The sequence below is a fragment of the Delftia sp. WSY_22 genome (assembly GCF_043104185.1).
GTDB lineage: Bacteria > Pseudomonadota > Gammaproteobacteria > Burkholderiales > Burkholderiaceae_C > Comamonas > Comamonas tsuruhatensis.
The window spans coordinates 963,971-990,570 of record NZ_JBICKN010000006.1; the positions used below are offsets into that span (position 1 = coordinate 963,971).

At 69.3% G+C, this 26,600-nt stretch carries 26 protein-coding genes and 1 riboswitch; of the genes, 18 read left to right on the forward strand and 8 right to left on the reverse strand.

Going from position 1 to position 26,600, the window contains the following annotated elements:
* The 6 genes from ACF8NF_RS04925 to ACF8NF_RS04950 all read right to left on the reverse strand — a co-directional run bounded on the left by ACF8NF_RS04925 (position 1) and on the right by ACF8NF_RS04950 (position 7,053).
* Positions 1-768: an ABC transporter ATP-binding protein gene (locus ACF8NF_RS04925; protein ID WP_392450167.1), complete on the reverse strand. Its 768-nt coding sequence runs from the start codon at positions 766-768 to the stop codon at positions 1-3.
* Positions 765-1,787, reverse strand: a complete 1,023-nt coding sequence (locus ACF8NF_RS04930; RefSeq protein ID WP_126310995.1) for an iron ABC transporter permease — start codon at positions 1,785-1,787, stop codon at positions 765-767. The genes ACF8NF_RS04925 and ACF8NF_RS04930 overlap by 4 nt, the downstream gene beginning before the upstream one ends.
* Complete coding sequence (locus ACF8NF_RS04935; RefSeq protein WP_392450169.1) at positions 1,784-2,725, reverse strand: ABC transporter substrate-binding protein; 942 nt, start codon at positions 2,723-2,725, stop codon at positions 1,784-1,786. The genes ACF8NF_RS04930 and ACF8NF_RS04935 overlap by 4 nt, the downstream gene beginning before the upstream one ends.
* A gap of 189 nt (positions 2,726-2,914) precedes the next feature.
* On the reverse strand, positions 2,915-5,146 hold the full coding sequence (locus ACF8NF_RS04940; protein ID WP_392450170.1) for a TonB-dependent receptor: 2,232 nt from the start codon (positions 5,144-5,146) through the stop codon (positions 2,915-2,917).
* A 128-nt stretch (positions 5,147-5,274) separates the two neighbouring features.
* Positions 5,275-5,559: riboswitch (cobalamin riboswitch) on the reverse strand.
* Positions 5,560-5,613: 54 nt separating this feature from the next.
* Positions 5,614-6,504, reverse strand: a complete 891-nt coding sequence (locus ACF8NF_RS04945) for a CHAD domain-containing protein (RefSeq protein WP_392450171.1) — start codon at positions 6,502-6,504, stop codon at positions 5,614-5,616.
* A 57-nt stretch (positions 6,505-6,561) separates the two neighbouring features.
* On the reverse strand, positions 6,562-7,053 hold the full coding sequence (locus ACF8NF_RS04950) for a YbaK/prolyl-tRNA synthetase associated domain-containing protein (protein ID WP_016448791.1): 492 nt from the start codon (positions 7,051-7,053) through the stop codon (positions 6,562-6,564).
* 81 nt (positions 7,054-7,134) lie between these two features.
* Between ACF8NF_RS04950 and ACF8NF_RS04955 the strand changes: the two genes are divergently transcribed.
* Together ACF8NF_RS04955 and ACF8NF_RS04960 are read left to right on the forward strand one after the other, a co-directional pair.
* Positions 7,135-7,788 carry a transcriptional regulator gene (locus tag ACF8NF_RS04955; RefSeq protein WP_392450172.1) on the forward strand — a complete coding sequence of 218 codons (654 nt, stop codon included), beginning with the start codon at positions 7,135-7,137 and terminating at the stop codon, positions 7,786-7,788.
* Positions 7,789-7,832: 44 nt separating this feature from the next.
* The gene (locus ACF8NF_RS04960) at positions 7,833-8,795 is read left to right on the forward strand and encodes a threo-3-hydroxy-L-aspartate ammonia-lyase (RefSeq protein WP_392450173.1); all 963 of its coding nucleotides are present in this window, start codon (positions 7,833-7,835) and stop codon (positions 8,793-8,795) included.
* Between the two features lie 31 nt (positions 8,796-8,826).
* Here ACF8NF_RS04960 and ACF8NF_RS04965 read toward each other — a convergent pair whose 3' ends face one another.
* Positions 8,827-9,561 carry an NUDIX domain-containing protein gene (locus ACF8NF_RS04965; protein ID WP_016448794.1) on the reverse strand — a complete coding sequence of 245 codons (735 nt, stop codon included), beginning with the start codon at positions 9,559-9,561 and terminating at the stop codon, positions 8,827-8,829.
* Positions 9,562-9,649: 88 nt separating this feature from the next.
* On the opposite strand from ACF8NF_RS04965, the gene ACF8NF_RS04970 reads away from it, so the two are divergent.
* The 6 genes from ACF8NF_RS04970 (at position 9,650) to ACF8NF_RS04995 (ending at position 15,348) form a co-directional block, all read left to right on the forward strand.
* Positions 9,650-10,723: an SPFH domain-containing protein gene (locus ACF8NF_RS04970; RefSeq protein WP_392450174.1), complete on the forward strand. Its 1,074-nt coding sequence runs from the start codon at positions 9,650-9,652 to the stop codon at positions 10,721-10,723.
* Positions 10,710-11,642 (forward strand): sugar kinase, encoded by a 933-nt coding sequence (locus ACF8NF_RS04975; RefSeq protein WP_088163604.1) that lies wholly within the window; start codon positions 10,710-10,712, stop codon positions 11,640-11,642. Before ACF8NF_RS04970 ends, ACF8NF_RS04975 begins: the two co-directional genes overlap by 14 nt.
* A 17-nt stretch (positions 11,643-11,659) precedes the next feature.
* Positions 11,660-12,379, forward strand: a complete 720-nt coding sequence (locus ACF8NF_RS04980; protein WP_392450176.1) for a DUF4291 domain-containing protein — start codon at positions 11,660-11,662, stop codon at positions 12,377-12,379.
* Positions 12,376-12,957 carry an NADAR family protein gene (locus ACF8NF_RS04985; RefSeq protein ID WP_392450177.1) on the forward strand — a complete coding sequence of 194 codons (582 nt, stop codon included), beginning with the start codon at positions 12,376-12,378 and terminating at the stop codon, positions 12,955-12,957. The genes ACF8NF_RS04980 and ACF8NF_RS04985 overlap by 4 nt, the downstream gene beginning before the upstream one ends.
* On the forward strand, positions 12,954-13,922 hold the full coding sequence (locus ACF8NF_RS04990) for an ADP-ribosylglycohydrolase family protein (protein ID WP_392450178.1): 969 nt from the start codon (positions 12,954-12,956) through the stop codon (positions 13,920-13,922). The genes ACF8NF_RS04985 and ACF8NF_RS04990 overlap by 4 nt, the downstream gene beginning before the upstream one ends.
* Positions 13,923-14,241: 319 nt before the next feature.
* Positions 14,242-15,348 (forward strand): fimbrial protein, encoded by a 1,107-nt coding sequence (locus ACF8NF_RS04995; RefSeq protein WP_279494223.1) that lies wholly within the window; start codon positions 14,242-14,244, stop codon positions 15,346-15,348.
* Between the two features lie 15 nt (positions 15,349-15,363).
* Here ACF8NF_RS04995 and ACF8NF_RS05000 read toward each other — a convergent pair whose 3' ends face one another.
* A complete protein-coding gene (locus ACF8NF_RS05000; RefSeq protein WP_016454419.1) occupies positions 15,364-15,777 on the reverse strand; it encodes a lysozyme inhibitor LprI family protein in 414 nt (137 codons plus the stop codon).
* Between the two features lie 224 nt (positions 15,778-16,001).
* Here ACF8NF_RS05000 and ACF8NF_RS05005 point away from each other — a divergent pair, with 224 nt between their 5' ends.
* The 10 genes from ACF8NF_RS05005 to metC all read left to right on the forward strand — a co-directional run bounded on the left by ACF8NF_RS05005 (position 16,002) and on the right by metC (position 25,878).
* Complete coding sequence (locus ACF8NF_RS05005) at positions 16,002-16,862, forward strand: transporter substrate-binding domain-containing protein (protein WP_392450180.1); 861 nt, start codon at positions 16,002-16,004, stop codon at positions 16,860-16,862.
* Between the two features lie 101 nt (positions 16,863-16,963).
* Complete coding sequence (locus ACF8NF_RS05010; protein WP_126311005.1) at positions 16,964-17,887, forward strand: transporter substrate-binding domain-containing protein; 924 nt, start codon at positions 16,964-16,966, stop codon at positions 17,885-17,887.
* A complete protein-coding gene (locus ACF8NF_RS05015) occupies positions 17,884-18,702 on the forward strand; it encodes a transporter substrate-binding domain-containing protein (RefSeq protein ID WP_012207564.1) in 819 nt (272 codons plus the stop codon). The genes ACF8NF_RS05010 and ACF8NF_RS05015 overlap by 4 nt, the downstream gene beginning before the upstream one ends.
* Positions 18,699-20,270 carry an FAD-binding oxidoreductase gene (locus ACF8NF_RS05020; protein ID WP_392450181.1) on the forward strand — a complete coding sequence of 524 codons (1,572 nt, stop codon included), beginning with the start codon at positions 18,699-18,701 and terminating at the stop codon, positions 20,268-20,270. The genes ACF8NF_RS05015 and ACF8NF_RS05020 overlap by 4 nt, the downstream gene beginning before the upstream one ends.
* A complete protein-coding gene (locus ACF8NF_RS05025; RefSeq protein ID WP_392450183.1) occupies positions 20,267-21,538 on the forward strand; it encodes an aminotransferase class I/II-fold pyridoxal phosphate-dependent enzyme in 1,272 nt (423 codons plus the stop codon). Before ACF8NF_RS05020 ends, ACF8NF_RS05025 begins: the two co-directional genes overlap by 4 nt.
* Positions 21,535-22,284, forward strand: coding sequence for an amino acid ABC transporter permease (locus ACF8NF_RS05030; protein ID WP_392450185.1), 750 nt, complete (start codon positions 21,535-21,537; stop codon positions 22,282-22,284). Before ACF8NF_RS05025 ends, ACF8NF_RS05030 begins: the two co-directional genes overlap by 4 nt.
* Positions 22,274-23,095, forward strand: coding sequence for an amino acid ABC transporter permease (locus ACF8NF_RS05035; RefSeq protein ID WP_016454423.1), 822 nt, complete (start codon positions 22,274-22,276; stop codon positions 23,093-23,095). Before ACF8NF_RS05030 ends, ACF8NF_RS05035 begins: the two co-directional genes overlap by 11 nt.
* Positions 23,082-23,960 (forward strand): amino acid ABC transporter ATP-binding protein, encoded by an 879-nt coding sequence (locus ACF8NF_RS05040; protein ID WP_046240583.1) that lies wholly within the window; start codon positions 23,082-23,084, stop codon positions 23,958-23,960. Before ACF8NF_RS05035 ends, ACF8NF_RS05040 begins: the two co-directional genes overlap by 14 nt.
* A gap of 26 nt (positions 23,961-23,986) precedes the next feature.
* Positions 23,987-24,658 (forward strand): cysteine dioxygenase family protein, encoded by a 672-nt coding sequence (locus ACF8NF_RS05045; RefSeq protein ID WP_046240582.1) that lies wholly within the window; start codon positions 23,987-23,989, stop codon positions 24,656-24,658.
* A complete protein-coding gene (gene metC / locus ACF8NF_RS05050; RefSeq protein ID WP_392450186.1) occupies positions 24,655-25,878 on the forward strand; it encodes a cystathionine beta-lyase in 1,224 nt (407 codons plus the stop codon). The genes ACF8NF_RS05045 and metC overlap by 4 nt, the downstream gene beginning before the upstream one ends.
* The last annotated feature ends 722 nt before the right edge of the window (positions 25,879-26,600 follow it).

A 26,600-nucleotide genomic window follows, 5' to 3' on the forward strand; every position in this document is an offset into this window, starting at 1 on the left:
TCAGTTCTCCTGTTTCAGCCGCGCGCGCAGCAAGGTTTGCGGGGGTGCGTCGATGCGCTCGAAATCCACGCCGAACACGGCATCCAGCCCCGGCGCATGCAGCAGCTCGGCAGGGGCCCCATCGAGCGCAATGCGCCCCTGGTCCAGCACGATGACGCGCCCGAAGTGCGCCAGCGCCAGGTCCAGGTCATGCATGACCACCAGCACCAGCCGCTCGCGCCCACGCTGCGCCAGCGCCTGCACCAGGGCCAGGCGGTGGCGCACGTCCAGCGCGGCGCCGGGCTCGTCGGCCAGCAGCACGGGCGGGTCGGTGGCCAGCACGGTGGCCAGCAGGGCACGCGCCTGCTCGCCGCCCGACAGCGTGGACCAGCGCCTGCGCGTGAAATCCTGCAGCCCGGCGCTCGCAATGGCCGCCTCGACATCACCCCGGCCCGCCAGCCGCATGTGCATGAGCTCGGCCAGCGTCAGGTCCCAGTGCGGCGCAAAGCGCTGGGGCATGTAGCCCACGCGGCGTGCGCGCTCGGCCACGGGCAGGGTTGCAATGTCTTGCCCGTCCAGCAGCACGCTGCCGGATGCAGGCGCCTGCAGCCCCGCCAGCAGGGACAGCAGGCTGGACTTGCCCGCGCCATTGGGTCCCACCAGGGCCACGGCGCCGCAGGCGGGCAGCTGCAGCGAGACGGCGTCCAGCACGCTGCGGCCACGATGGCGCAGCGTGAGGGACCGGGCTTGCAGGCGTGGCACGGCGCCGTCCATGGCTTGATCGTTCATGCGGACCTCAGCCTGCGCGCGAGCAGCACGATGAAGAAGGGCCCGCCGGCCACGGCCGTGACCAGGCCCAGCGGGATCTCGGCCGGCGGCAGCACGCTGCGCGCAATGGCATCGGCCAGCGTGACGATGATGGCGCCCGTGAGCGCCGACGCCGGCAGGGCCGCGCGGTGCAGCGGTCCCGCCATCCAGCGCGCGATGTGCGGCGCAGCCAGCCCCACGAAGGCCACCAGCCCGCCATAGGCCACGGCCACGGCCACCACCAGCGAGCCGGCCAGCACGGCCAGCGGCGTGAAGCGCGCCACGTCCAGGCCGAAGCCCTGGGCCGCATCGGCCCCCAGGCCCAGCAGGTCCAGCCCGCGCGCCAGCGCCATGGCCCCGGCCAGGCAGGCCAGGGAGGCACCGGCCAGCAGGCCCAGCCCGCTCCACGACGGCGTCTGTATGCCGCCCAGCACCCAGCTGAGCACCACCTGCAGGCTCACCGTCTCATCGGACAGCGCCAGCATCAGGAACGAGCGCAGCGCGCCCAGCACGGCCGCCAGCGCCACGCCGGCCAGCAGCATGCCGGCCGCATCGGTGGCACCGGCCACGCGCGAGACGGCCAGCACCAGCACGGTCGAGCCCCAGGCGCCCGCAAAGGCCAGCACGGGCAGCGTCCATGCCTGGGGCAGGCCGAACAATAAATGCATGGGAACCAGCAGGGCGACAGTCGCCCCCAGCGCCGCGCCGCCCGAGGCGCCCAGCAGATAGGGCTCGGCCAGCGGATTGCGGAACACGCCCTGGAAGATGGCGCCCGACAGGCCCAGCAGCGCGCCCACCAGGGCGGCTGCCAGCACGCGCGGCACGCGCCACTGCAGCAGCAGCCGGCTGCGCAGGCTGTCTTCGCCGCCCAGCGCGGCCAGCAGGTCGGCCGGGCTGGCCCACTGGTGGCCCGCGCAGGCGGCGATCAGCAGGCTGGCCAGCAGCAGCAGGACCGCACCGGCCCAGGGGCGCCACGCGGGTGTCCGTGAAAGGGAATTCATGCGGCCTCCCCGGCCCAGGCCGCAGGGTGCAGCCAGCGCGAGAGCTTTTCCACGCCGCCAAAGGTGCGCGGCCCGGGAATCAGGAACTCGGCACGCGCCACCGTGGTGGCCCGGCCCCCGCGCACGGCACGCAGGTCGCGCCAGCCGCGCTGGCCGATCAGGTCCTGCATGGCCTCCTGCGTGCCAGCGAACAGCAGCACGTCGGGGTCGGCGGCCAGCACGGCCTCGGGCGAGACCTGGGGCACGGTGCCCAGGCCGTCCAGCGCGAACGAAGCGCCCGCGCGCACCATGGCCTCGCCGGTATAGGTGCCCGGCCGGGCCGCCAGCAGCATGCCGTTGCCCAGCCGGCCCGTGACCATGAGGGCACGCGGCCGGGGCTGGCCGGCCACCTGCCGGTCCACGCGCAGCAGCCGCGCTTCCTGGGCCGTGGCCAGCGCCTGGCCGCGCGCCTGCACGCCCGTGGCGCGGGCCACCAGGCGCAGGTTGTCCATCACCTCGGCCAGCGAGCGGCTGAGCAGCACCATCACCGGCACGCCGATGCGCTCCATGGGATCGACCAGCTGGTGCGCCGCCTGGCGCGCGGGCGTGACGATGACCAGGTCCGGCTGGCGCGCCACCACGGCGTCCACCGAGAACCCCAGCCGCCCGCCCACCTTGGGAATGCGCTCCACGCCCGGTGGAAAGCGCGTGAAATCCTCCACGCCCACCACGCGGTCCAGCAGGCCCAGCGCGGCCACCAGCTCGGTGTTGGAGGCAAAGATGGAGACGATGCGCTGCGGCGGCGCGGCAATCTCCACGCGCCGGCCCAGCGCATCCTGCAGCACCACCGGACCGCCTGAAGCGACGGTGTCGGCCCAGGCCGCGGGCAAGCCGCAGCCCAGGGCCGCCGCCGCGCCCTGGCGCAGCAACTGGCGGCGTGGTGTGCAGACAGCCTTCATCTCAGTGTTCCATGACGCAAGGCGCCGTACATGACCTATGAAACCGGCGCAGTCCAAAGCGAGGGACACCGAGGAAGGGCCTATGCCGGCCGCGCCGCCCCGCCCCGAGGGTGTCGTCCCCCTCCCGCGAAGCGAGAGAGGGCGCCGTGCACACGGGGGAAGGCGCGAAGCGACTCAGGGGGTGCTTCATCAAAACTCTGCCTGCAGGCCGACCATGAGTTCGCGGCCCGCCATCGACGTCCCGCAGCCGCCGTTCTGGTACGCCGGGTTGGCGATGCAGGGCGCACGGTCCAGCGCGATGAAGATGGGATGGCGGTTCAGGTCGAACAGGTTGTTGACGGCTGCGAACAGCTTGACGCCCGGCGACACGCGGTAGTCGGCTCGCAGGTTCCAGATGGTGAAGGCGCCCTTGCGGTGGATGAAGGTGCTGCGGGGCTCGCCCTGCGGGATGAGCAGCGCCTCTTCCGTGTCGTACCACATGGGACCGCGCAGCAGCGTGGACAGCTGCAGGCTCCAGTCGCCCTGCAGCCGCCCGCTGCCGCGCCCGTAGCGCACGCCGGCCGAGGCCTCGTAGCGGTACATGCGCTGCACCTTGTCGGTATTGGCCGAGGCGGCCGAGCCCTTGTCCCGCATGCTGAAGTGGTAGTAGCCGCCAGCCCAGGCCTTGAGCTGGTGGCCCGTCAGGTTCAGCGCCCGCGCCAGGTCCATGTCGGCCTGCATTTCCAGGCCGCGCGCCACGATGTCGGCCGCGTTGTTGGCGTAGTCCGAGGTATTGGTCGTGGCCCCGCGCGAGACGGTGATGATGCGGTCGCTGATGGTGTTCTGGAACAGGGCCGCATCCACGCGCCAGCCGGGCTGCTGCAGCGCGGCGCCGACCTCGATCTGGCGGCTGGTCTCGGGCTTGAGGTTGGGGTTGCCGAAGGTGCGGCCACCGCCGACGGCCGTGAAGTCCGAGGCCAGCTCCGTGGCCGTGGGCGCGCGAAAGCCCGTGGAGGCCGCAGCGCGCAGCGTGAGCCGGTCCGTGGCCTTCCAGGTGGCGCCGGCCGACCAGGTGTGGTTGTCGTAGTCGCGCGTGCTGGCCTGGGCCAGGGCCAGGTTGGGCGTCTCGTCGAAGCGTGTCGTGCCCCAGGTCTTGCGCAGGCCGGCGCGCAGCGTGAGGCGGTCGTCGAACAGGGTCTGCGCGTCCTCGACGTACAGCGCGTGCACCTGCTCGGTCTGGTTGTTGTCGTAGGGCGCAACCTGGCCCGCCGGGCCGCCCGGCATGGCCACGCGCAGGCGGTCGGAGCGCAGCTTGCTGCGCTCCCAGTCGAAGCCCATCAGCAGGTCATTGGTCTGGCTGACACGCAGGCGCGGCTGAAAGCGCAGGCCCGTGGCGTCCAGCTGGCGGTGGTTGTAGTCGCGCGCCGTGCCGGGCACGGCACTGTTGCCCGAGCGGATCACGGGCGAGGCCCAGTTGAACTCATCGGTATCGACCAGGCTGTAGAGGTGGGTCGTCCAGCTCAGGCGCTGGCCGGGCAGTGCGCCTTCGTAGGTCAGGTCCAGCGAGCGGTTGCTGCGGTTGTCTCGGCTGTAGATGTTGGCGCCCGATCCGCGAAAGCCCGCGTTGTAGATGCCGTCCGTGCGCAGCTGCAGCTCCACGCGGTGCAGCTCGTGCAGCTGCCAGCCCAGGGCGCCGCTGGCGCCGCGCCGCTTCCAGCCCGTGTTCTCCATGCGCGTGCCGCCATCGCCCGACTCGTAGTCGCCGCGCCCGCCTGCGCTCACGCCGAAGTACCAGTCGAAGCGGTCATTGGCGCCGGCCGTCTGCGCATCGGTACGCCACAGGTCCCATGAACCGGCCTGGACCTGGGCGCGCGTGCCGGGCGCTGTCGCTCCCGTCTTCATGATGATGTTGACCACCCCGCCCATGGCCTGGCTGCCGTAGATCACCGAGGACGGGCCGCGCACGATCTCGATGCGCTCCACATCCGAGGGGCTGAGCTTGGACAGGTTGGCCGTGCCCGCGCGCCGGCCGTTGACCAGCACCAGCACCTGGCTGCGGAAGTCGCGCCCCTGGCCGTCGGTGGAGGCGCCGCGCAGGTTCATCGAGGTCTGGGCCGCCGTCCATTCGCTGAGAAAGCCCACGGCGTTCTCGGCCAGCAGGTCGGTGACCGAGCGCGCGCTGGAGCGCTCTATGGCCTCGCGGTCGATGGTCTGCGTGGTGCCCGCGATGCGGCTGCGCGCCTCGGGCCGCGCCGTGGCGGTCACGAAGACGGCGTCCAGCGCATCGTCGGCGGATGCACCGGCTTTGCCGGCCGCCGGTTCCTGTGCGGCGCCGGCCGCCGCGGCGCAGCAGGCCAGCACGGCCGCAGCGGTGGCCGGGCGCAGGAAGGGAGGAAGGGGAAAGGGGCCGGAACAATCGGCGGCCAAAGAAGCGAAGCGCATGCGTTGAATCCAACTGCCCCAGTCACCCGTGGGGCCTATCGTCTGAACCACGCCGCACGGCGCGCACGCCGGAGCCGGCCACGCCAGCGCAGGCTGGGGCCGGACCGGACAGGCGCACTCCCGCGGCGTCCGAAAGCAATGCAGAAGGCCGGTATCCGGGCTTGCGGAACGCTGCGGCGCGCATCGTGGGCGCGCTGCAGCAGGCATCCCCGCCTTCCCATGTCCGTCCAGACACAGTGGCTTGCGGCGCGCAACCGGTGGGTGGCGCGCCAGCGTGGGGAGTTGTATTCCGCTGACCGTTGCGGGGGCAGCGCAGGCATTGCGAGCGGCCACCTCGATGGCATCGCGCACCTGCTTCCCGTTGAACCCCTGGCCGGCAAGCGGCATGGGGCACCTTCAGCAACAGCGCACCGCCACGGCCCAGGGGCTGCGGCGGTGCGCCAGCGGCGGATTATCGCTGATGCGGTCTAGGCCCAGAAGCCCGGCACGCGGGCCAGCGCACGCAGCGCGCGGCGGCTGCTGCGCGCGCTGGTGGCCAGGCGGGCCTGCAGGTAGCCGGCGGCAAACCAGGCGCGCGGATCCGTGCCGGCCTGGTCACGAAAAAGCGCGGCCGCCACGGCCATGTCGTTGTGCAGGCCCAGCGCGTCCTGGGCGGGCACCAGCGCCTCGGCAAAGCGCCGCCCCTTTTTGCCGGGCCACATTCCAGGCGCGAATTCTCGCGCGAAGTCCGCCAGGTAGCGCAGACGCTTGAGCCGCTTGCGCACGCGGTGCTGCTGCGCCAGCGGCAGGCGGTCGAAGTGCCGGCCGTCGCGCAGCACCTGGCGGTGCAGGCGCGCCAGCCGCCGTGCCAGGTACTTGCGCGTGCCTGCGGCGGACAGGCTGACCAGGCCGGGCTGCCGCTTGCCTGCAGGCGCCTGCGCCAGCGCATGGATCTCGGCCAGCGTTTGCAGGAACTGCGGCTCGCGGACCGCAGCGGCCGCGTCCGCGTCGGCCTGCCCGGCATCCGGCACGGCCCATTCGCACAAGGGCGCATCGGCGTCCTGCAGCAGCGGCCGCACCACGTCGGCCAGGGTGCCGGCATCGCGCAGCGTGCCCAGGCGCGCAAAGGCCAGGGCCAGCGGGGCATCCCATTCGGCGCGCATGCCGGGCGCCAGCCCTGCGCATTCGCGCAGCAGGGTGCGCAGGCGCCGCAGGGCCACGCGCAGCTGGTGGATGCGTTCGGCCTCGCCGCTGCCGGCGTCCACGGCATCCACGGCATCCATATGCGACTGCACCTGGGCCAGTGCGGCAGCCAGCGTCGCACGCACAAAGCCGGCCGCATCGGGCCGGTCGGGGAACTGCCTGGCAGGGGTGGTCATGGTCAGGAAAGGATGTGCGGGCGTTGCTGCGATTGTGGGCACCGCCCGGCCCCCGGGTCAATCGGCGCCATCCCCGCTCAGGCTGTGCAGCGCGGGCCGGGCAATGCGCACATAGTCGGCCGAGTCCAGCACGATGGAGCGGTCCAGCCGGCCCGCATTGAAGGCGATCTCGGCAAAGCGCTCCACCAGTGCCGGGTCCACCACCAGGCGCACCTGCGGGTTGAAGGAGAACGGCGGCACCGATCCCATCACGCAGCCGGTGGCGGCCTGGGCCTCCTCGGGCGAGGCCAGCGTGGCCTTGCGCACGCCCACGGCCTGGGCCAGGCGCTTGAAGTCCAGCTTGCGGTCGCCGGGCAGCACGGCCAGGAACAGCTGGGGATCGCCCGCACCGGCCGCATCGCGGCTCTTGCAGAGCATGGCCTTGGCACCCTGGCCGGGTGCCGTGCCCCGGATTTCGGCGACGAGGTCGGAGCGGCCCTCGGCAGGGTGCTCGATCACGCGAAAGCGCGCGTCCTGGGATTGCAGCAGGTGAACAAGGGTGTCGAACATGGCAGGGAGCACAAGAAACGGACAAGAAGGCAGGTCGCCTGGGTTTTGACATTTTGTCCAATTCAAAACAAAATGTCCAATATGACACAACGCACTCCCGAGCAGCGCCAACTGCTGGAACAGGTGGCCAAGATCGCCGAAGGCCTGGGCCAGACCCTTGCCCCGTTCTGCGAGGTGGTGGTGCATGACCTGCTCGACCCGTCCCATGCGGTGCTGGCCATCCACAACAATCTCTCGGGCCGCGAGGTCGGCCAGGGCGCGACGGAGCTGGGGCTGGCCCGCATCCAGGACCCCGGCTACGAGCAGGTCATCGCCAACTACCCCAACCAGTTCGCCGATGGCCGCCAGGCCAAGAGCACGTCCATCGGCATCCGCGACTCCGAGGGCCGCTACATCGCCGCCCTGTGCATGAATGTGGACCTGACGATGTTCCAGGGCTTCCAGAGCATGCTCAACCGCTTTGCCGCCGTCAGCGGCGACACGCCGGCCCGCGAAATGCTGGCGCCCATGGGCGCCGGGGCCGGGGCCGGTGCCGGTGCCGACACGGTGCGCGCCCGCATCGACCAGTTCGCGGCGCGCCTGGCGACCACGCCGCGCGCCCTCAAGCCCGAGGAGAGGCGCGCCCTGGTCCGTGAACTCAAGGGCGACGGCCTGCTGGACCTTCGCCGCTCCATGGAGACCATTGCCGCCCACCTGGGCGTGTCGCGCGCCACGGTCTACAGCTACGCCAAGTAGCTCCCGGCACCCCGCCGATCTGCAACTCCTTCTCTCCCGTACCGATGACAAGCCTTCCCACCTATGACGACGTGGCCGCAGCGGCCCAACGCATCCAGGGCCATGCCCACCGCACGCCCGTGCTCACCTCGCGTACGCTGGACGAGGCGCTGGGCGCACGTGTCTTCCTGAAGTGCGAGAACCTGCAGCGCATGGGCGCCTTCAAGTTCCGCGGCGCGTTCAACGCCCTGTCTCGCTTCAGCGCCGCGCAGCGCAAGGCCGGCGTGGTGGCGTTTTCCTCGGGCAACCACGCCCAGGCCATTGCACTGGCTGCCAGGCTGCTGGAGATTCCCGCCACCATCGTCATGCCGCATGACGCGCCCGCCGCCAAGGTGGCGGCCACCAAGGGCTATGGCGGCCAGGTGGTGGTCTACGACCGCTATACCGAAGACCGCGAGCAGATCGGCCGCGACCTGGCCGAGCGCCACGGCCTGACCCTGATCCCGCCCTACGACCATGCCGATGTGCTGGCCGGCCAGGGCACGGCCGCCAAGGAACTGTTCGAGGAAACCGGCCCGCTGGACGCCCTCTTCGTGCCGCTGGGCGGCGGCGGCCTGCTGTCGGGCACCGCCCTGTCCACGCGTGCGCTCAGCCCCGAGTGCGCGCTCTACGGCGTGGAGCCCGAGGCCGGCAACGACGGCCAGCAGTCGCTGCGCGCAGGCCGCATCGTCCACATAGACACCCCCAAGACCATTGCCGACGGCGCCCAGACCCAGCACCTGGGCGGCATCACCTTCCCCATCATCCAGCGCGACGTGACCGACATCCTCACCGCCAGCGATGCCGAGCTGGTCGATGCCATGGGCTTCCTGGCCACGCGCATGAAGCTCGTGGTCGAGCCCACCGGCTGCCTGGGCCTGGCCGCCGCGCGCCAGAAAGGCGAGGAGCTGCGCGGACGGCGCGTAGGCATCATCCTCAGCGGCGGCAACGTGGACATGCAGCGCTTTTGCAGCCTGCTGGGCGCCTGATCCTGATCCTGGCCCTGATCGAAGGCCGCCCTCACCCGCGCGGGCTGAAGGTGCGCGGAAACACCACGGGCGCGCTGCGGTCGGCCAGGCGGTAGCCCATGGCGGGGCGGCGTGACGTGCCCTCCACCTGGCCGGCCTCCACCAGAAAGCCGGCCGCCATCATGCGCGTGCGAAAACCGCTCTTGTCCACGGGGCGGCCCAGCACCACTTCGTAGGCCTGCTGCAGCTGCGGCAGTGTGAAAGGCTCGGGCAGCAGAAAGGCCGGCAGCGAGGTGTATTCCACCTTGCCCCGCAGCCGCTCCACCGCTGCGCGCAGGATCTCGCCGTGGTCGAAGGCCAGCGCAGGCGCGCGCAGCAGTTCATCGACGGCAAACCACGACACATCGGCCGCATTCGCGCCCTTGGCCAGGATCAGGTCGTGCCCCGGGATCAGCGCGAAATACACATGCGTGGCCGACCAGCCACGCGGGTCGCGCGCCGCGCCGCCCCAGCTTCCCAGCTGCTCCAGGTAGGGGCTGTCCACACCCGTCTTGTCCAGCAGCTTGCGCCGCGCGCAGGCCAGCAGGTCCGCGTCCTGGCGCACATCCACAAAGCCGCCGGGCAGCGCCCACAGTCCCGGAAACGGCTCGCTGCCCGCCGTGGGGCGCTGCACCAGCAGCACCTGCAGGGCATCGTCTGCGACCGTGAAGATGACCACGTCCACCGTGGTGAACGGGCGCGGGAAGTCCAGCGCGCCCTGCGGGGATGGGGAATTTTTTTCAGCCATGGGATGGATTGTGCTTGACGTGCCGGATTTTAAGTTGCACTATGCAACCCATAAGAGTTGTACAGAACAACTTAAAAGGAGAAGCACCATGTTCGGCATCCGTTTCATCAAGTCCCAACCCACGGTCCACCTCATGCAGTTCCGCGCCGGCAAGGTGGTGCGCGAGGGTGCGGGCCAGTCCTTCTTCTACTACGCGCCCACCACCACCCTGGTCGCGGTGCCCGTGGGCAGCCAGGACTGCCACTTCATGCTGGAGCTGGTGACGGCCGACTTCCAGAGCGTCACCGTGCAGGGCCAGGTCACCTACCGCATCAGCACACCGCGCCAGACCGCCACGCTGATGGACTTCTCCCTGGCGCGCGACGGCCAGAAATACCTGTCCGAAGACCCGCAGCGCCTGGGCGACCGCGTGACCATGCAGGCCGAGGTCATCATCCAGCAGGCCGTGCAGGCGCTGGAGCTCAAGCAGGCGCTGCGCTCCTCGGCACTCATTGCGCGCACGGCCCAGCAGGAGCTGGCCGCCCAGCCCGAGATCGAGGCGCTGGGGCTGGAGATCCTGGGTGTCTCGGTCATGGCCGTCAAACCCACGCCCGACATCGCCCGCGCCCTGGAAGCCGAGGCGCGCGAGTCCAACCTCAAGGCCGCGGACGACGCCGTCTATGCCCGCCGCATGGCTGCCGTGGAAAACGAGCGCGCCATCCGCCAGAACGAGCTCGATACCGATGTGGCCGTGGAAAAGAAAAAGCGCCAGATCCGCGAGGCCCAGCTGGAAGCCAAGGCCGCCCAGATGCGCAAGGAAAACGAGCTGCGCGCCGAACAGATGTCCGCCGACGTGGCGCTGGAGACCAGCCGCCGCGACTTCGTCGAAGGCCAGGCCGCCAACAGCCGCATCCTGGCCGAGGCCGAGGCCTACCGCGTGGGCGCCGTCATGCAGGCCCTGGAAAAGGCCGACCCGCGCATCGTGCAATCGCTGGCCGCCGTGGGCATGCAGCCGGGCCAGCTCATCGCCCAGGCCTTTGGCGGCATTGCCGAGAAGGCCGAGCGCATCGGCCAGCTCAACGTCTCGCCCGAGCTGCTGCAGTCGCTCATGGGCGCCGGTGCAGGCCATGCAGCTGCCGTGGCCGATCCCGAACCCGCAAGGAGCCGCCGTGAACGCCAATGAACGCAAGACCGTGCTGGTGGTGCGGCGCACGCGGCTCGATGAGCTGGTGGCCAGGTACCACACGCTGTCCCAGGCGCGCTTCTACATCGAGCACCTGGGTGCAGACTTCGGCGACTACCTGCGCGAAAGCGCCGCCTACGCCGCCGCCCTGCAGGCCGTGGTGCAGGCGCTGGAGGCGCGCGGCCGCTACCAGATCGTGGACCGCGCCCTGGTGCCCAACTTCGTCTTCGGCGCCGACGACATCGTGGTGGCACTGGGCCAGGACGGCATGGTGGCCAACACCATGAAATACCTGGACGGCCAGCCGCTCATCGGCGTCAACCCCGAGCCCGCGCGCTGGGACGGCCTGCTGCTGCCCTTCGCCCCCGCCGACCTGGCCGCCCTGCTGGGCGACGTGGCCGCCAACCGCCGCCCCACGCGCGCCGTCACCCTGGCCGAAGCGCGCCTGAGCGACGGCCAGGTGCTGCGCGCCGCCAACGACCTGTTCATCGGCCCGCGCAGCCATACCTCGGCCCTGTACGACATCACGCTGGGCGAGCGGCAGGAGTCCCAGTCGTCCTCCGGCCTCATCGTCGCCACGGGGCTGGGCTCGTCGGCCTGGATCAAGAGCATCGTCACGGGATCGATGGGCATTGCCCGCGCCGTGCGCGGCGCATCCACCGACTTCGACTACCAGCCCTTCGCCTGGGATGCGCCACGCCTGGACTTCGCCGTGCGCGAGCCCTTTCCCAGCCGCTCCTCCACGGCCGAGCTGGTCTACGGCCAGGTCACCGCCGGCCAGCCGCTGACCCTGCGCTCGCGCATGCCCGACCATGGCGTCATCTTCTCGGACGGCATGGAGGCCGACTACCTGCAGTTCACGGCGGGCATGCAGGCCACCATCGGCCTGTCGGACCGGCAGGGCTGCCTGGTGGTGTGAAGGACCGGCCCTGCAGCGTGGCGCAGCGCCCTCAGAACACCTACAACAACAACAACAACAACAACAACGACAGCGACAACGACAACGACAACGAACAGACCATGAATCTCGCAACAGCACCCTACCTGCAGCAATCTGCCACCTGGCCTTCCGAGGGAGAGCACATCCTCGCCCACTACGACGACTCCACCGTGGTGGTCTACCAGGCCTATCGCCCGGCCATCGGCCTTCACGCGCTGGAGCATGGCCGGTTCGGCGGCCCGGACTTCAGCTTCACGCGCATGAGCTGGATCAAGCCCAATTTCCTCTGGATGATGTATCGCTGCGGCTGGGCGACCAAGGCCGGCCAGGAAGTCATCCTCGGCCTGCGCATACGCCGGACTTTCTTCGAGAGCCTGCTGGATGCCGCCGTACCTTCCACCTTCAACCCCCGGCTCTACGCTGGCCTGCCCGAGTGGCAGCAAGCGGTGGCCACCTCCGAAGTGCGCCAGCAATGGGATCCGGACCATGCCCCCAGCGGCGCCAAGCTGCCGTTGCGCGCCATCCAGCTGGGCTTGCGTGGCAAGCTGTTACGCCGTTTCGCCACGGAGGAACTGCTGGAGGTCATTGACATGACATCCTTCGTCATCGAGCAGCGGGCCCGTGCCCAGGATGGAAATCCGATGCTCATGACTCCCGTGGAGCGCGTCTACGTGCGGCTCGACAGGAAGAATTGCGCACCTGAGAACTCCGTATGACCACCACAGGCCACATCGCCTCCCTGCAAGACCTCCAGCACGCCATGGCCCAGGGTCTCACCCCGCGCTTCCTGCCGTTCTGGGGCCACCAGCCTGCGGCCGATGGCTCCATCGGCAAGACCTGCATGAGCCAGTGGTTCGAGGCGGGCTTCGAGGTCGATGGCCAGCACTACCCCACGGCCGAGCATTTCATGATGGCGGGCAAGGCACGGCTGTTTGGCGACGAGGCGGCGCACGCGGCCATCGTGCGCTGCCGCACGCCGGGCCAGGCCAAGAAGCTGGGGCGTGGCATCCAGGGCTTCGATGAAGCGGCCTGGGTGGCCGCGCGCATGGACATCGTGGTGCGCGCCAACGAGGCCAAGTTCTCCCAGAACCCCGCCCTGGCCCGCTATCTGCTGAACACGGGCGACCGCGTGCTGGTGGAAGCCAGCCCCGTGGACGCCATCTGGGGCATTGGCCTGGCCGCCGACGATGTGCGCGCCACCGACCCCGCGCGCTGGCAGGGCCTGAACCTGCTGGGCTTTGCCCTCATGCAGGTGCGCGCGCGGCTGCGCAGCACCGCTCCTGACCGACCATGAGCGGGAGCACGGGCATGGCCATGGACACGCTGGACCGATACCGTGGCGCCCTGCTGGGCCTGGCCTGTGGCGACGCCGTGGGAACGACGCTGGAATTCCAGCCGCGCGGCAGCTTTGCGCCGCTGACCGACATGGTGGGCGGCGGCCCCTTCTCGCTGCCCGCAGGCAAGTGGACCGACGACACCTCCATGGCCCTGTGCCTGGCCGAAAGCCTGCTCCAGCGCGGAGGCTGCGACCCGCAGGACCAGATGGCGCGCTATGCCAACTGGTACGAATGGGGCTACTGGAGTTCCACCGGCAACTGCTTTGACATCGGCATGGCCACCAGAGCGGCCATCCAGCGCTTCCTGGCCACCGGCGATCCGCTGGCCGGATCGCCCGACCCGGACCAGGCCGGCAACGGCTCCCTGATGCGGCTGGCGCCCGTGCCCATGTTCTTCGGCCCCGACGAGGACCTGGTGCAGCGCATGGCTGAACTCAGCTCACGCACCACCCACGCCGCACCTGAATGCCTGCAGGCCTGCCGCCTGTTCGCCGTGGCGCTGTGCCGGGCGCTGCAGGGACTGCCCCGGTCGCAGGTTCTGGACCTGGGCGGCGTTCTGCAAGACAGCGCCAGCCCGCGCCTGCAAGAGATTGCCCGTGGCCGCTATCTGAACAAGCCAGCCACGCAGATTCGCGGCAGCGGCTACGTGGTGGACAGCCTGGAGGCGGCCCTGTGGTGCTTTGCGAGGCATGACAGCTTTGCAGGCGCAGTGCTGCAGGCCGCCAACCTGGGCGATGACGCCGACACCACGGCAGCCATCACGGGCCAGTTGGCCGGAGCCTTCCACGGCGCCAGCGGCATTGCGGGCCGCTGGCTGGAACGCCTGCACCTGGCCCCTGAGATCACAGCCCTGGCCGATGCGCTCTGGCAAGCCGCCAGAGGTGCCAGGGACGCTTCTCCGACCGCACCTCTCAGCACCTGAGCGGCCTGGTGCGCTCACGACAGTCGCCGGGGCCGCGAGCGGACTGAACCAGGCTTGTCTGCGCGACAACCCACACGCCCGAGCTGCGTGACACGCGGGCCTTGCTCTTTACGAATGGCGTGCATGGGCGGCTTTTGACTGAGCCACGCTCCATTTTCAGAACAATCTGATTGCATCAACTCATATCTTCGGCGTAGAGTGTGAAATACCTAAGAGGCCACACATCGAATGATTCGATGCTTTCATTTCCACCCCTCCTTAGTCACTCAAAAGTTCGATAAAACTATTGCGTGATATTTTCGAGAATCATACTTCAACAATGGACCGAATCAGTATCATGCATTTTTCTTTCATTCCCTCATTTCCTTCGCAAGTACGCCGCCTTGCATTGATCGCCCTTCCATTTCTCATCGCCTTTTCAGCGGCAACGATGAACACCAATGCCTTTGCCGGCGGCGTATTCTCCCCCACCAGCTCCAACATTTCACTGCCCGAGGAAATAACAGTACCCGGAAATTACGCCAACGGATCGACGCTATGGAAGTCTGCGGTAACCGTATTTAATCTGCGAGCAGTGCTGAACACGGCATTCGAGTACGATGTTGAAAAAGCCGTTGTAGCTGCCAATGTCCAATCCGGAAGCAAGACGCCCGGATACAATAATGTCTACAGCACCAATATTCCCGGCATTGGAATCCGCTGGTGGGCCACATGGCGCGGCCCCGGCGCTCCCAGTGGCAGAACCATGCCCATTACCACCGAATCAGAAAATAATTCGGGCGCGCTGGGTTATTTCTGGAATGCTTCATCCCGCCAGGATGTCTGGATCGAGCTGGTGAAAACCGGCAACGTTTCCGCTGGCACGCTAACGGGCTCCGGGATGAACGTCGAGATGCGATTCCAGTGCCCCGGCTGCACCGCAGGATACGTCAACCTGTCCGGCCGTACCAGGGTGGTGGTCGGTCCCTCCTGCTCGGTGGCCGCCTCGGCCATCTCCGTACCCATGGGCGCTGTGCCCATCCTGCGATTCACGGGCCTCCAATCCACCTCCATCCCCCAGCACTTCGACATCACGCTGGAATGCAAGGGCGGCGCGCCCGCAAGCGTTCTGCACCCCCACGTCACGCTCACCGATGCCAACGACACCAGCAATCGGAGCACCGTCCTGACCTTGAGCCAGGCCACGTCAGGCGGCAAACCGGTTGCCACCGGAATAGGCATACAGATACTGAAGGATGGCACCGCACTCGCATACGGCCCCGACTCCAACGTGCCTGGCAACACCAACCAATGGAGTGCGGGAACCATCGTTCAGGGCGTTGCCCAGTTCAAGATCCCGCTGACTGCCAAATACGTGCAGACCGCTGCGGCAGTCACGACGGGGCAGGCCAACGGCAGGGCCACCTTCACGCTGAACTACCAGTGAGCAGCGTCCCCGCCCTCAGGGCTTCTTGTCCAGCTGCATTTCCCAGGACTTGAGCTGCTTGGCGCGGGCGCGGGCGAAGTCGCTCCAGCAGTTGGTGCGCGCATCGTCCTTGGCAAAGCTAGCCGAGTTGAATTCAGAGAGGAACTCGCAGGCACTGCGCGCGTACTGCACCCAGTTTCTCTGCGCCACTTCCAGCTCTTCCGAAGCCTGGGGCATGCGCGCCTTGAGCTTGAGCGACAGCGAGACGTAGGCGGCATTGACCAGGGCCACGTTCTGCTCCTGCAGGCAGGCACGCACCTCGGACATGTTGGTGGAGCTTTCCTCGCAATTGCCAGAACTCGTGGGATTGGCGGCCCGGGCCGCGGGGCTGCCACACAACAGGGCAGCGCAGGCGAGAGGGGCGAGTAGGGACGCTAGGGCTTGGTGCATGGAAGAGGGCTCGCTGGGAGGTGCCGGTGGGCGCAGCACCCCGGCCGTCGCGATTACACCATCGACCCGCCCTGCCTCGGGCCCACATTTCCCTGGTGATCACCCTGATGCAGCGACGCAAAGCGCATAAACATGCTCCCAAAGCTTTGTTGCCGTGGGTCAAGGGCGGCCAGAAGATGCAGGCGTACGCATCTTTCGTTCGTCCCGACCGCCCCGCTCCCGCCATGCACACAAGCCCCACCCTGCGCCGCCAGCCCCGCGCCACCCTTTCCGCATCCCTGACCTTCATCGCCGCCGCGCTGGCCCTGGCCTGCACTCAGGCCCGGGCCGATGCCACGCTGGACAAGATCAAGCAGCGCGGCAAGGTCACCATTGGCGTGCTGGTCAATGGCGGCCCCTTCGGCTCCATCGACCCGTCCACCCAGCAGCTCGTGGGCTGGAACCCCGAGCTGGCACGCGCCCTGGCCAAGGGCCTGGGCGTGGAGGCCGAGCTGGTCCAGGTGCAGACCGCCACGCGCGTGCAGTTTCTGCAGGCCGGCAAGGTGGATCTGCTGATCGCCTCCATGGAGCTGAACCCCGACCGTGCCGAGACCCTGGGCTACGCGCCCACACCCTTCTACCGCGTGGGCGGCACTGCCGCCGTGCGCAAGGGCAGCGGCATCGCCAAGTGGGAAGACCTGCGCGGCAAGCCCGTGTGCGTGTCCCAGGGCAGCAGCTTTGCCAAGCCGCTGGCCAGCGAGTACGGCGCCCAGGTGCATGGCTACAAGAGCTCGTCGGACTCGCTGCTGGCGCTCAAGGGCGGCAACTGCGTGGCCGCCGTGCATGACAGCACGCTGATCTACCCGCTGCTGCGCAGCAACCCCGAATGGGCGCAGTACTCGGCCCCCATCGCCGGCGAGGTGCTGCCCGCGCCTTCCGTGGTCTGGACCCGCAAGGGCGAGGTCGACACCATCGCCGCCGTGGACAAGGTGGTGCAGGACTGGCACCGCACGGGCTGGCTGATCGCCGCCGAAAAGCGCGTGGGCATCGAGCCGGCCAACCCGCTGCTGCCCGAGCTGCAGGCCAGGTTCAAGTCCGCCAGCTGACCGCCGACCGCCACGGCGGTCCACCCCTGCTTTTTTTCGACCACCCAGGCCCAGGCCCCGCAAGACGGGGCCGGGCCTTCCGTTCCCTGATGGATTCACGCATGCCCCGCCTTCTTTCCCCCCTTGCCGCCGCCCTGGCCCTGCTGCTGGGCGCCGGTGCCGCCCACGCCGATGCCACGCTGGACAAGATCAAGCAACGCGGCAAGCTGTCCGTGGGCATTGATGGCGCCAGCCCGCCGTTCGGCGTGCTGGATCCCGCCACCGGCAAGACCGGCGGCTACCAGACCGAGCTGGCCGCCGACATCGCGCGCCGCCTGGGCGTGCCGCTGGAGACGGTTCCCGTGACGGCCTCCACGCGCGTGCAGTTCCTGCAAAGCGGCAAGGTGGACCTGTTGATCGCCAACATCCAGTGGACGCAGGAGCGCAGCGAGATCCTCTCGTTCGCGCCCACGCCCTATGACCTGATCGGCGGCGGCGCCCTGGTGGCCAAGGCCAGCGGCATCAAGCGCTGGGAAGACCTGCGCGGCAAGGTGGCCTGCGTGTCGCAGGGCAGCAACTTCGCCAAGCCCCTGGCCGAGAGCTATGGCGCCGTGGTCAAGGGCCTGCGCGGCATTCCCGAGTCGCTGCTGGCGCTCAAGGGCGGCACCTGCGCGGCTTCGGTCCATATCCAGCCCGCCCTCTATGAAAAGCTCACCGGCCCGAATGCGGCCGAGTGGAAGGACTTCGAGCTGGGCACGCAGGACCAGTTGATTCCCTCGCCCACCGTGGTGTGGACGCGCCGTGGAGAGGCCGACACCCAGGCCTTCGTGGACAAGGCCATACAGGACTGGCACCGCACGGGCTTTCTGCTCAAGGTGGCCCGCGCCAGCGGCGTGCCCGACACCTGGATCGCCGAGCGCCACGAACGCGCGCTGAAGGGCCAGTTCGACCGCGCGCCCTACGACTTCGCGGTGTATGCGGCAGCGCAGGCACAAGTGCAGGCGACGCAGGCAACCCAGCCCGCCGCCAAGGGAGCCAAGCCATGAAGCCGACCCGCACCGCACTGGCGGCCCTGCTCGCCCTCACGGCCCTGGCAGCCCATGCCGACGCCACGCTGGACCGCATCAAGCAGCGCGGCAAGATCGTGGTGGGGGTGATGCTTTCGGGGCCGCCGTTCGGCACCATCGACCCCGTCACGCAAAGGCACGTGGGCTACAACGTGCAGCTGTCCGAAGGCGTGGCCAAGGGCCTGGGCGTGGGGGTGGAGACCGTGCAGGTCCAGCCGTCCAACCGCGTGCAGTTCCTGCAGCAGGGCAAGGTGGACATCCTGATCGCCAACATGCAGTGGACACAGGAGCGCAGCGAGATCCTGTCCTTCGTGCCCACGCCGTTCGAGGAAGTCGGCGGCGCCGCCATCGCCAAGAAGAGCAGCGGCGTGCGCCAGTGGGACGACCTGCGCGGCAAGCCCGTGTGCGTGTCGCAGGGCAGCAATTTCACCAAGCCGCTGGCCGATCAATACGGCGCCCAGATCAAGGCCTTCCGGGGCCAGCCCGAGTCGCTGCTGGCCCTCAAGGGCGGCAACTGCGCGGCCGCCGTGCATGTCAGCCCCACGCTGCGCGAACTCGTGGCCAGCAATGCGGACTGGAAGGACTACGAGATCGTCTCGCCCGCGGACATCATTCCCTCGCCCTCGGTGATCTGGCTGCGCAAGGGCGAGTCCGACACGCAGGCGGCCATCGACCGCATCGTGCAGGACTGGCACCGCACGGGCTGGCTGATCGAGGTGGAGCAGCGCAACGGCATGACGCCCACGCCGCTGCTGCACCAGCTGCACGACAAGTTCAGGAAGGCGCCCGCATGAGCACCCACACCAGCACCAACACCAGCACCAACACCAGCACCAGCACCAGCGGCCACATCACCGGCCCCGCCGACCTGGTCACCGCGCTGCGCCACGCCCTGGGCGATGCCCATGTGCTCACGGGTGCCGATGCGGCCGGCTACCTGACCGACCAGCATGGCCGCCTCACGGGCCAGGCCCTGGCCGTGGCACGGCCTGCCGACACGGCCCAGGTGGCGCAGCTGGTGCGCCTGTGCCGCGCCCACCGAACGCCCATCGTGGCCCAGGGCGGCAACACCGGGCTGATGGGCGGCGCCACGCCCGACGCCTCGGGCCGCGCCGTGCTGCTGTCGCTGGCGCGCCTGAACCGCGTGCGCGCCATCGACACCGACAACGACACCCTGACCGTGGAAGCCGGCGCCGTGCTGGCCCATGTGCAGCAGGCAGCGCGCGATGCGGACCGGCTGTTTCCCCTCAGCCTGGGCTCCGAGGGCAGCTGCACCATTGGCGGCAACCTGTCCACCAACGCGGGCGGCACCCAGGTGCTGCGCTACGGCAACGCGCGCGAGCTGGTGCTGGGCCTGGAAGTGGTGACGGCCGAGGGTGACATCTGGGACGGCCTGCGCGGGCTGCGCAAGGACAACACCGGCTATGCGCTGCGCGACCTGTACGTGGGCAGCGAAGGCACGCTGGGCATCATCACGGCGGCCACGCTGCGCCTGCATCCGCTGCCCCGCGCCCAGCACACGGCCCTGCTGGCCTTTGGCTGCATACGCGGTGCGGTGGCCTTCCTCAGCCAGGCGCGGGCGGGCTTCGGCGCCAGCCTGACGGCGTTCGAGCTGATGTCGGACACGGCCCTGGGCCTGATAGCCCGCCATGTGCCCGAGCAGCCGATACCGCTGGCGCTCAAGGCGCCCTGGTTTGCGCTGATCGAGCTGTCCGACAGCGAGGGCGAGGACCATGCGCGCCAGCGCTTCGAGTGCGTGGTGGGCCAGGCCTTCGAGGACGGCCTGGTCACCGATGCCGCCATTGCCGAGAGCCTGCAGCAAAGCCAGGCCCTGTGGCGGCTGCGCGACCAGGCCCTGGGCGAGGCCCAGCGGCGCGACGGCCGCAACATCAAGCACGACGTGTCGGTGCCCATCTCGCGCATCCCCGACTTTCTTGCGGCCACGGCCGCGCTGCTGCAGGCGCGCTTTGGCGCCGTGCGGCCCGTGGCCTTCGGGCACCTGGGCGACGGCAACCTGCACTACAACGTGTCGCACGCGCCGGACAGCACGCCCGCGCAGCTGTTTGCCCAGGAAGACGCCATCCACGAGGTGGTGCACGACAGCGTGCACGCCCACGGCGGCTCCATCAGCGCCGAGCACGGCGTGGGCCAGACCAAGCGCGACCTGCTGCCCCGCTACAAGAGCGCCGTGGAGCTGCAGCTCATGCGGCGTCTCAAGCAGGCCTTCGACCCGCTGGGCCTGCTCAATCCCGGCAAGGTGCTGCAAGCCCTGCCGGACGATTTGCCGCATGACTTGCCGCACGACTTGCCGCAGGTTTCTCCAACGCCAGCCGCCGCATTCCAGGAAGGCCCCACGCCATGACCACGCCCTTTCCCCTTTCGCAGCGCGTGCAGCGCGTCAGGCTCTCGCCCAATGCCGCGGCCAGCGCGCGGGCCACGGCCCTGGCCCGCCAGGGCCGCGACATCATTGCGCTGACCACGGGCGAGCCCGATTTCGACACGCCCGAGCCCATCAAGCAGGCCGCCATCGCGGCCCTGGCCCGTGGCGAAACCAAGTACACGCCCACGCCCGGCACGGCCGCGCTGCGCCAGGCCATCAGCGCCAAGTACCGGCGCGAGAACGGGCTGGACTTCGACGCCGGGCAGATCATCGTCAGCAACGGCGGCAAGCAGGTGATCTACAACGCGATGGCGGCCACGCTGGACGCGGGCGACGAGGTCATCGTGCCCGCGCCGTACTGGCCTTCGTTTCCCGACATCGTGCGCGTGAACGACGGCACGCCGGTCATCGTGGACTGCGGCATTGAGCAGGGCTTCAAGCTCACGCCGGCCGCGCTGCAGGCCGCCATCACGCCGCGCACGCGCTGGCTGGTGCTGAACACGCCGGGCAACCCCTCGGGCGCCGTCTACAGCCGCGAGGAACTGGCCGCGCTGGCCCAGGTGCTGCGCCAGCACCCGCAGGTTCTGGTGCTGCTGGACGAGCTGTACGAGCACATCTGGTTCACGCCCCAGGCCCCCGCGCACTGGCTGGCCGTGGCCCCCGACCTGCGCGAGCGCACGCTGCTGGTCAACGGCGTCTCCAAGACCTATGCCATGACCGGCTGGCGCATCGGCTGGGGCGCAGGCCCGGCCGCGCTGGTGCAGGCCATGGTGGTGATCCAGTCGCAGGCCTCGTCAGGCCCCAATTCCGTGGCCCAGGCCGCAGCCACGGCGGCGCTGCAGTCGCCCGACCAGAGCTTTGTGCAGCAGGCCCGCAACGCCTATGCGCGGCGCGCGCAACAGGTCACCCAGGCGCTGGCCCAGGTGCCGGGCCTGGCCCTGCTGCCACCGGGCGGATCGTTCTTTGCCTTTGTGCACTGCGGCGCGCTGATAGGCCACCTGCGCCCGGACGGCCAGCCCATCGCCAGCGACACCGACCTGACCGAATGGCTGCTGGAGTCCGAAGGCGTGGCTGCCGTGGATGGCGGGGCCTACGGCCTGTCGCCGTACTTCCGCATCTCCACCGCCGCCAGCGACGAGGTGCTGGCCGAGGCCACGGCCCGCATCGCACGCGCCGTGGCCGCGCTGAAAGACCCCGCTGCGCAAGCGCAAGCGCATGCACAGCCGGCCGCCCTGGAGGCCGTGCCATGAACGACAGCCTGCTTGCCCAGGGCGTGCAAGCGCTCAAGGGCCTGGGCCTGAACTACGCCTTCGTGCTGGACGTGGCCGAGCGCCAGGCCTTTGTGCGCGGCATGATCGTGACCGTGCAGCTGGCCCTGCTGACCATTGCCGGCAGCCTGGCGGCCGGCGTGGCGCTGGCGGCGGCCCTGACCTCGGGCCGCGCCTGGCTGGCACGGCCTGCGCGCGCCTTTGTGGAGGTCACGCGCAACACGCCCACGCTGGTGCAGCTGTACTGCGCCTTCCTGGTGCTCAACATGCTGATCACCCAGCAGCTGCGCGACTGGGGCGCGGGCAACAACCCGCTCACGCCCTTTGTCTGGGTGGTGATCGTGGTCTCGCTGCACAAGGGCGTGTTCCATGCCGAGGCGCTGCGCGCCGGCATCGAGGCCGTGCCCGCCACCACGCTGGAGGCGGCACGCTCGCTGGGCTTTTCGCAGCGCCAGCTGCTGGTGCGCGTGCAGCTGCCGCTGGCCGTGCGCTTTGCCCTGCCCTCGCTGACCAACAACCTGGTGGACCTGGTGAAGATGACGGCCGTGGCCTCGGCCATCGCCGTGGGCGACGTGACCTACGAGTCCATCATGATCTGGTCGCAGCGCGACAACGTGCTGGAGCTGCTGCTGCTCATCCTGCTGTGGTTCGGCCTGCTGACCTGGCTGGTCAGCCTGGCGGGCCGCTGGCTGGAACAACACCTGAGGATGCCCGGCTATGGCCAATGAAGCCACCCTGAACACCGGCGCCGCGCCCCGCCCGCTGCCCGCCGCCCTGCTGCGCGCGGCGCGCAGCCCCTGGCTGATCGCGGGCGCCGCACTGCTGGCCCTGTGCGCCTGCTGGGCCGCCACGGACAGCGCCCCGCCCGCCTTCGTGCACCTGTGGAAATGGCTGCCCGCGCTGCTGCGCGGCCTCCTGGTCAACATCGAGATCAGCGTGCTGGCCGTGGCCATCGGCACCGTAGCCGGCCTGGTGCTGGGCGCCCTGTCGCTGTCGCCCACGCCGGCCGTGCGCATGGGCGTGCGCTGGTATGTGCAGCTGTTTCGCAATGCGCCCATCCTGGTGCTCATCTACTTCACCACCTATGTGTTCCCGTTCGAGCTGAAGCTGGTGGGCTGGACCTTTCCGTTCCCCGACTGGGTCAAGGTGGTGCTGGGCCTGGCCCTGCCCACCAGCGCCAACGTGGCCGAGATCTTCCGGGGCGCCATCCAGTCCATTCCCAGCGCGCAGTGGGAGGCGGCCCAGTCGCTGGCCTTTCGCCGCAGCGAGATCTTCCGCCTCATCGTGCTGCCGCAGTGCGTGCGCCGCATGCTGCCGCCGTGGATGAACCTCTACGCCAGCATCACCATGAGCACCTCGCTGGCCTCGCTGGTGGGCGTGCACGACGTGGTGGACACCGCCCAGATCGCCAGCAACACCGTGGCACGCACGGACTTCACCATCCTTGTGTACTTCACGCTGCTCGCGCTTTTCTTTGCCTATTGCTATCCCATTGCCCGGGCAACCCGGGCATTGGAGCGACGCCATGAACGCCACTGACTCCTTTCTCTCCCAACTCGCCACGGCCGATGCCCCCGCAGGCACGGCGCCCGCACTGGTCCACCTGCAGGATGTGCACCTGTCCTTTGGCGACAACCAGGTGCTCCAAGGCATCGACGTGCAGGTGCGGCGCGGCGAGGCGGTGACCATCATCGGGCCCTCGGGCTCGGGCAAGTCCACCATCCTGCGCTGCATCACCGGCCTGCTGCGGCCCCAGCGCGGCGCCATCTCGGTGGCGGGCACGCGCGTGGACCAGCTGCGCACCGAGGCCGAGCTGATCGCCCTGCGCAAGCGCGTGGGCTTCGTCTTCCAGCAGTACAACCTGTTCCCCCATCTGTCGGTGCTGGAGAACTTGGTCATCGCCCCCACGCGCGTGGTCGGCCGCGACCGCGCCACGGCCGAGCGCGAGGCCCGCGCCCTGCTGCAGAAGGTGCGCCTGGACCACAAGGAATCCGCCTACCCCGGCGAGCTGTCCGGCGGCCAGCAGCAGCGCGTGGCCATTGCGCGCGCCCTGGCCATGCGGCCCGAGCTGATCCTGTTCGACGAAGTGACCTCGGCCCTGGACCCCGAGACCGTGGGCGAGGTGCTGACCGTGATCCGCGACCTGGTCAGGGACGGCATGACCTGCGTGCTGGTCACGCACGAAATGCGCTTTGCCGAAGAGGTCAGCGACCAGGTGTATTTCACCGAGGCCGGCCGCATCGTCGAGCACGGCCCGGCCGCCCAGATCTTCGGCAGCCCGCGCAGCGAGCGCACGCGCGAATTCCTGCAGCGCGCCCTGGGCGATGGTGCACGGCCCAGGCCTGCGCCAGCCGCCCCGGCCACAACGCCGCTGCCCTTCAACAGCCTGCGCTTTGCCCTTTGATCCCACACCTCCAGGAGCACATCCCCATGACCGCAGAAACAACGACTGAAACCCCGGCCGGCACAGGCGCAGATACAGGCACCCATACAGACGCCGTCGCCCGGCGCCGCCAGGCCGTGGACGCCGCCCTGGCCGACGTGCGCCAGCTGCTGCAGGCCGGCGCGCCCGACCGCAGCACCCTGTCGGCCATCACCGCACGCCTGGAGCAGCTGGCCGCGCACAAGGCCTTGTTCAGCCGCGCGGACTTTCCCCCGCCCGCGCAGACCGAAGGCGTGGGTGCCTCCACGCGCTACCGCCTCAACCCGGCCGATGGCGATGCGGGCCTGGCCCTGTACCTGAACTCCATCAACCCCGGCAAGACCACGGCCCCGCACAACCACACAACCTGGGCCGTGATCGTTGCCGTCGAAGGCCAGGAGCTCAACCGCCTCTACGAGCGCACGGACGACCGCAGCAACCCCGCACGCGCCAGCATCCACCTGGCGCGCGAATTCACCGTGCAGCCGGGCGCCTCCATCGCCTTCCTGCCCGATGACATCCACAGCATTGCCGTCGTGGGCGAGCAGCCCACGCTGCACTTCCACCTCTACGGCCAGCCGCTGGAAGCCCTGAGCGGCCGCGTGGCCATCGACCCCGACACCGGCGAAGTCAAGAACTACAACGCCGCCTACTTCCGTCCCAGCGAGGCCGTGGCATGAGCACCCCCCAAGACAAGCACCGGCCGCTGGGCCCGTCGACCCGCCTGCTGCACGCAGGCACGCCGCCGCTGCAGGGCGGCTCCGGCCCCGTCAACGTGCCCGTGGTGCGCACCAGCACCGTGCGCTTTGCCGACAGCGCCGCCTACGCCGACCTGCACCACCGCCGCGAGGCCGGCGAGCGCGTGGCCTCCTACGGCCGCCACGGCCTGGACACGCACCGCGCGCTGGAAGACGCCGTGGTCGCGCTGGAGGGCGGGCACCGCGCATTTCTCACGCCCTCGGGCCTGTCCGCCATCACCCTGGTGCTCATCGCCCTGCTCTCGCCCGGCGACCATGCCCTGGTGGCCGACAGCGTCTACTCTCCCGTGCGCCGCGTGGACGCCACCTTGCTGCAGCGCCTGGGCATCACGCTGGAGTACTTCTCGCCCTCGCGCGACGATCTGGCCGGCAAGATCCGCCCCAACACCCGCCTGGTCTACCTGGAATCGCCCAGCTCCCTGCTCTACGAAGTGCTGGACCTGCCCGCCCTGGCCGCCGTGGCACGCCAGCACGGCATTGCCGTGGCTACCGACAACACCTGGAGCGGCGGCTGGTTCTACCAGCCCCTGGAACACGGCGCCAACCTCTCCATCCAGGCCGCGACCAAGTACATCGCCGGCCACTCCGACGTGATGCAGGGCATCGTCATCACCGACGGCCCCGCGCTGTCGAAGAAGATATCCACCGCCTACGAGGCCCTGGGCCTGACCATAGGCGCCGACGACGCCTACCTGGCCCTGCGCGGCCTTCGCACCCTGCCCGTGCGCCTGGCCCAGCACCAGCGCCACGCCACCGAAATCGCCCAGTGGCTGGAGCAGCAGCCCCAGGTCGGCCGCGTCTTCTACCCGGCCCTGCCCTCCGATCCCGGCCATGCGCTGTGGAAGCGGGACTTCAGCGGGGCCAGCGGGCTGGTCTCGTTTGCGTTTGCCGAAGGGGTGGACGCCGGTGCCGGCGCCGTGTTCGTTGACTCGTTGCGGCAGTTTGCGCAGGGGGCTTCCTGGGGCGGGTACGAGAGCCTGGCGCTGGTGGCGCAGCCTGAGAGGTTGCGGGAGCACAGTGTGTGGGCGGGGACTGCGCCTGTGGTGCGGCTGCATGTGGGGCTGGAGGATCCTTTGGATTTGATTGCGGATCTGGAGAGGGGGTTTGGGGGGGTGGTGGAGCGGTTCAGGTTGGCTGCCTGAGATTTTTTGGTCTCTGCTGCGTTTGCTGCGTTTGCTGCGTGCGCTGCGTTTGCTGCGTGCGCTGCGTTTGCTGCGTGGTGCTGCGTGGTGCTGCGCTTGCTGGTTCTGGCCCTGCCGGGGGGTTTCTTTTCGAGGCCGGGTCTCGGCCCGGCGGCCGACCTACTTTCCTTTGTTTCGCCAAAGGAAAGTAGGCAAAGCAAAGGCGACCCGAATGTCCGCGACCCCTTCGCTTCGCTGCGGGGCAACCTGCGTCGTGGCGGTTGCGGGGTTCGCCGTGAAACTCTCTTCGCGCTGCGCGCTACGTTCAAACATCACGGCGAGTCAGATCACGAAGCAGTCCTGTCCTTCGGCAGGACTGCAACCCCGCAACCACCACGCCGCAGGCGCTGACATACGGGGAGGTGGTGCGGGCCTTCGCTTCGCTCGGCCCCCGTTTGAAGCCGAGCGAATCGATAGCGCCGGCTGTTGGCTGTTGGCTGTTGGCTGTTGGCTGTTGGCTGTTGGCTGTTGGCTGTTCCCAAGCCTCCCCCCTTCTGCCCACGCCTGCGTTGGGCGGGATGCGGGGTGGCAAGCCTGCCGAAGGACAGGCTTGCTTAGTCATCTGACTTGCCGCAGTTGTTTGAGCGGCGCGCGAAGCGCAAAGCGAGTTCTGCGGCACACCCCGCATCCCGCCCAACGCAGGTCGCCCCGGAGCGCAGCGCAGGGGTCGTGGGCAGTTTGGG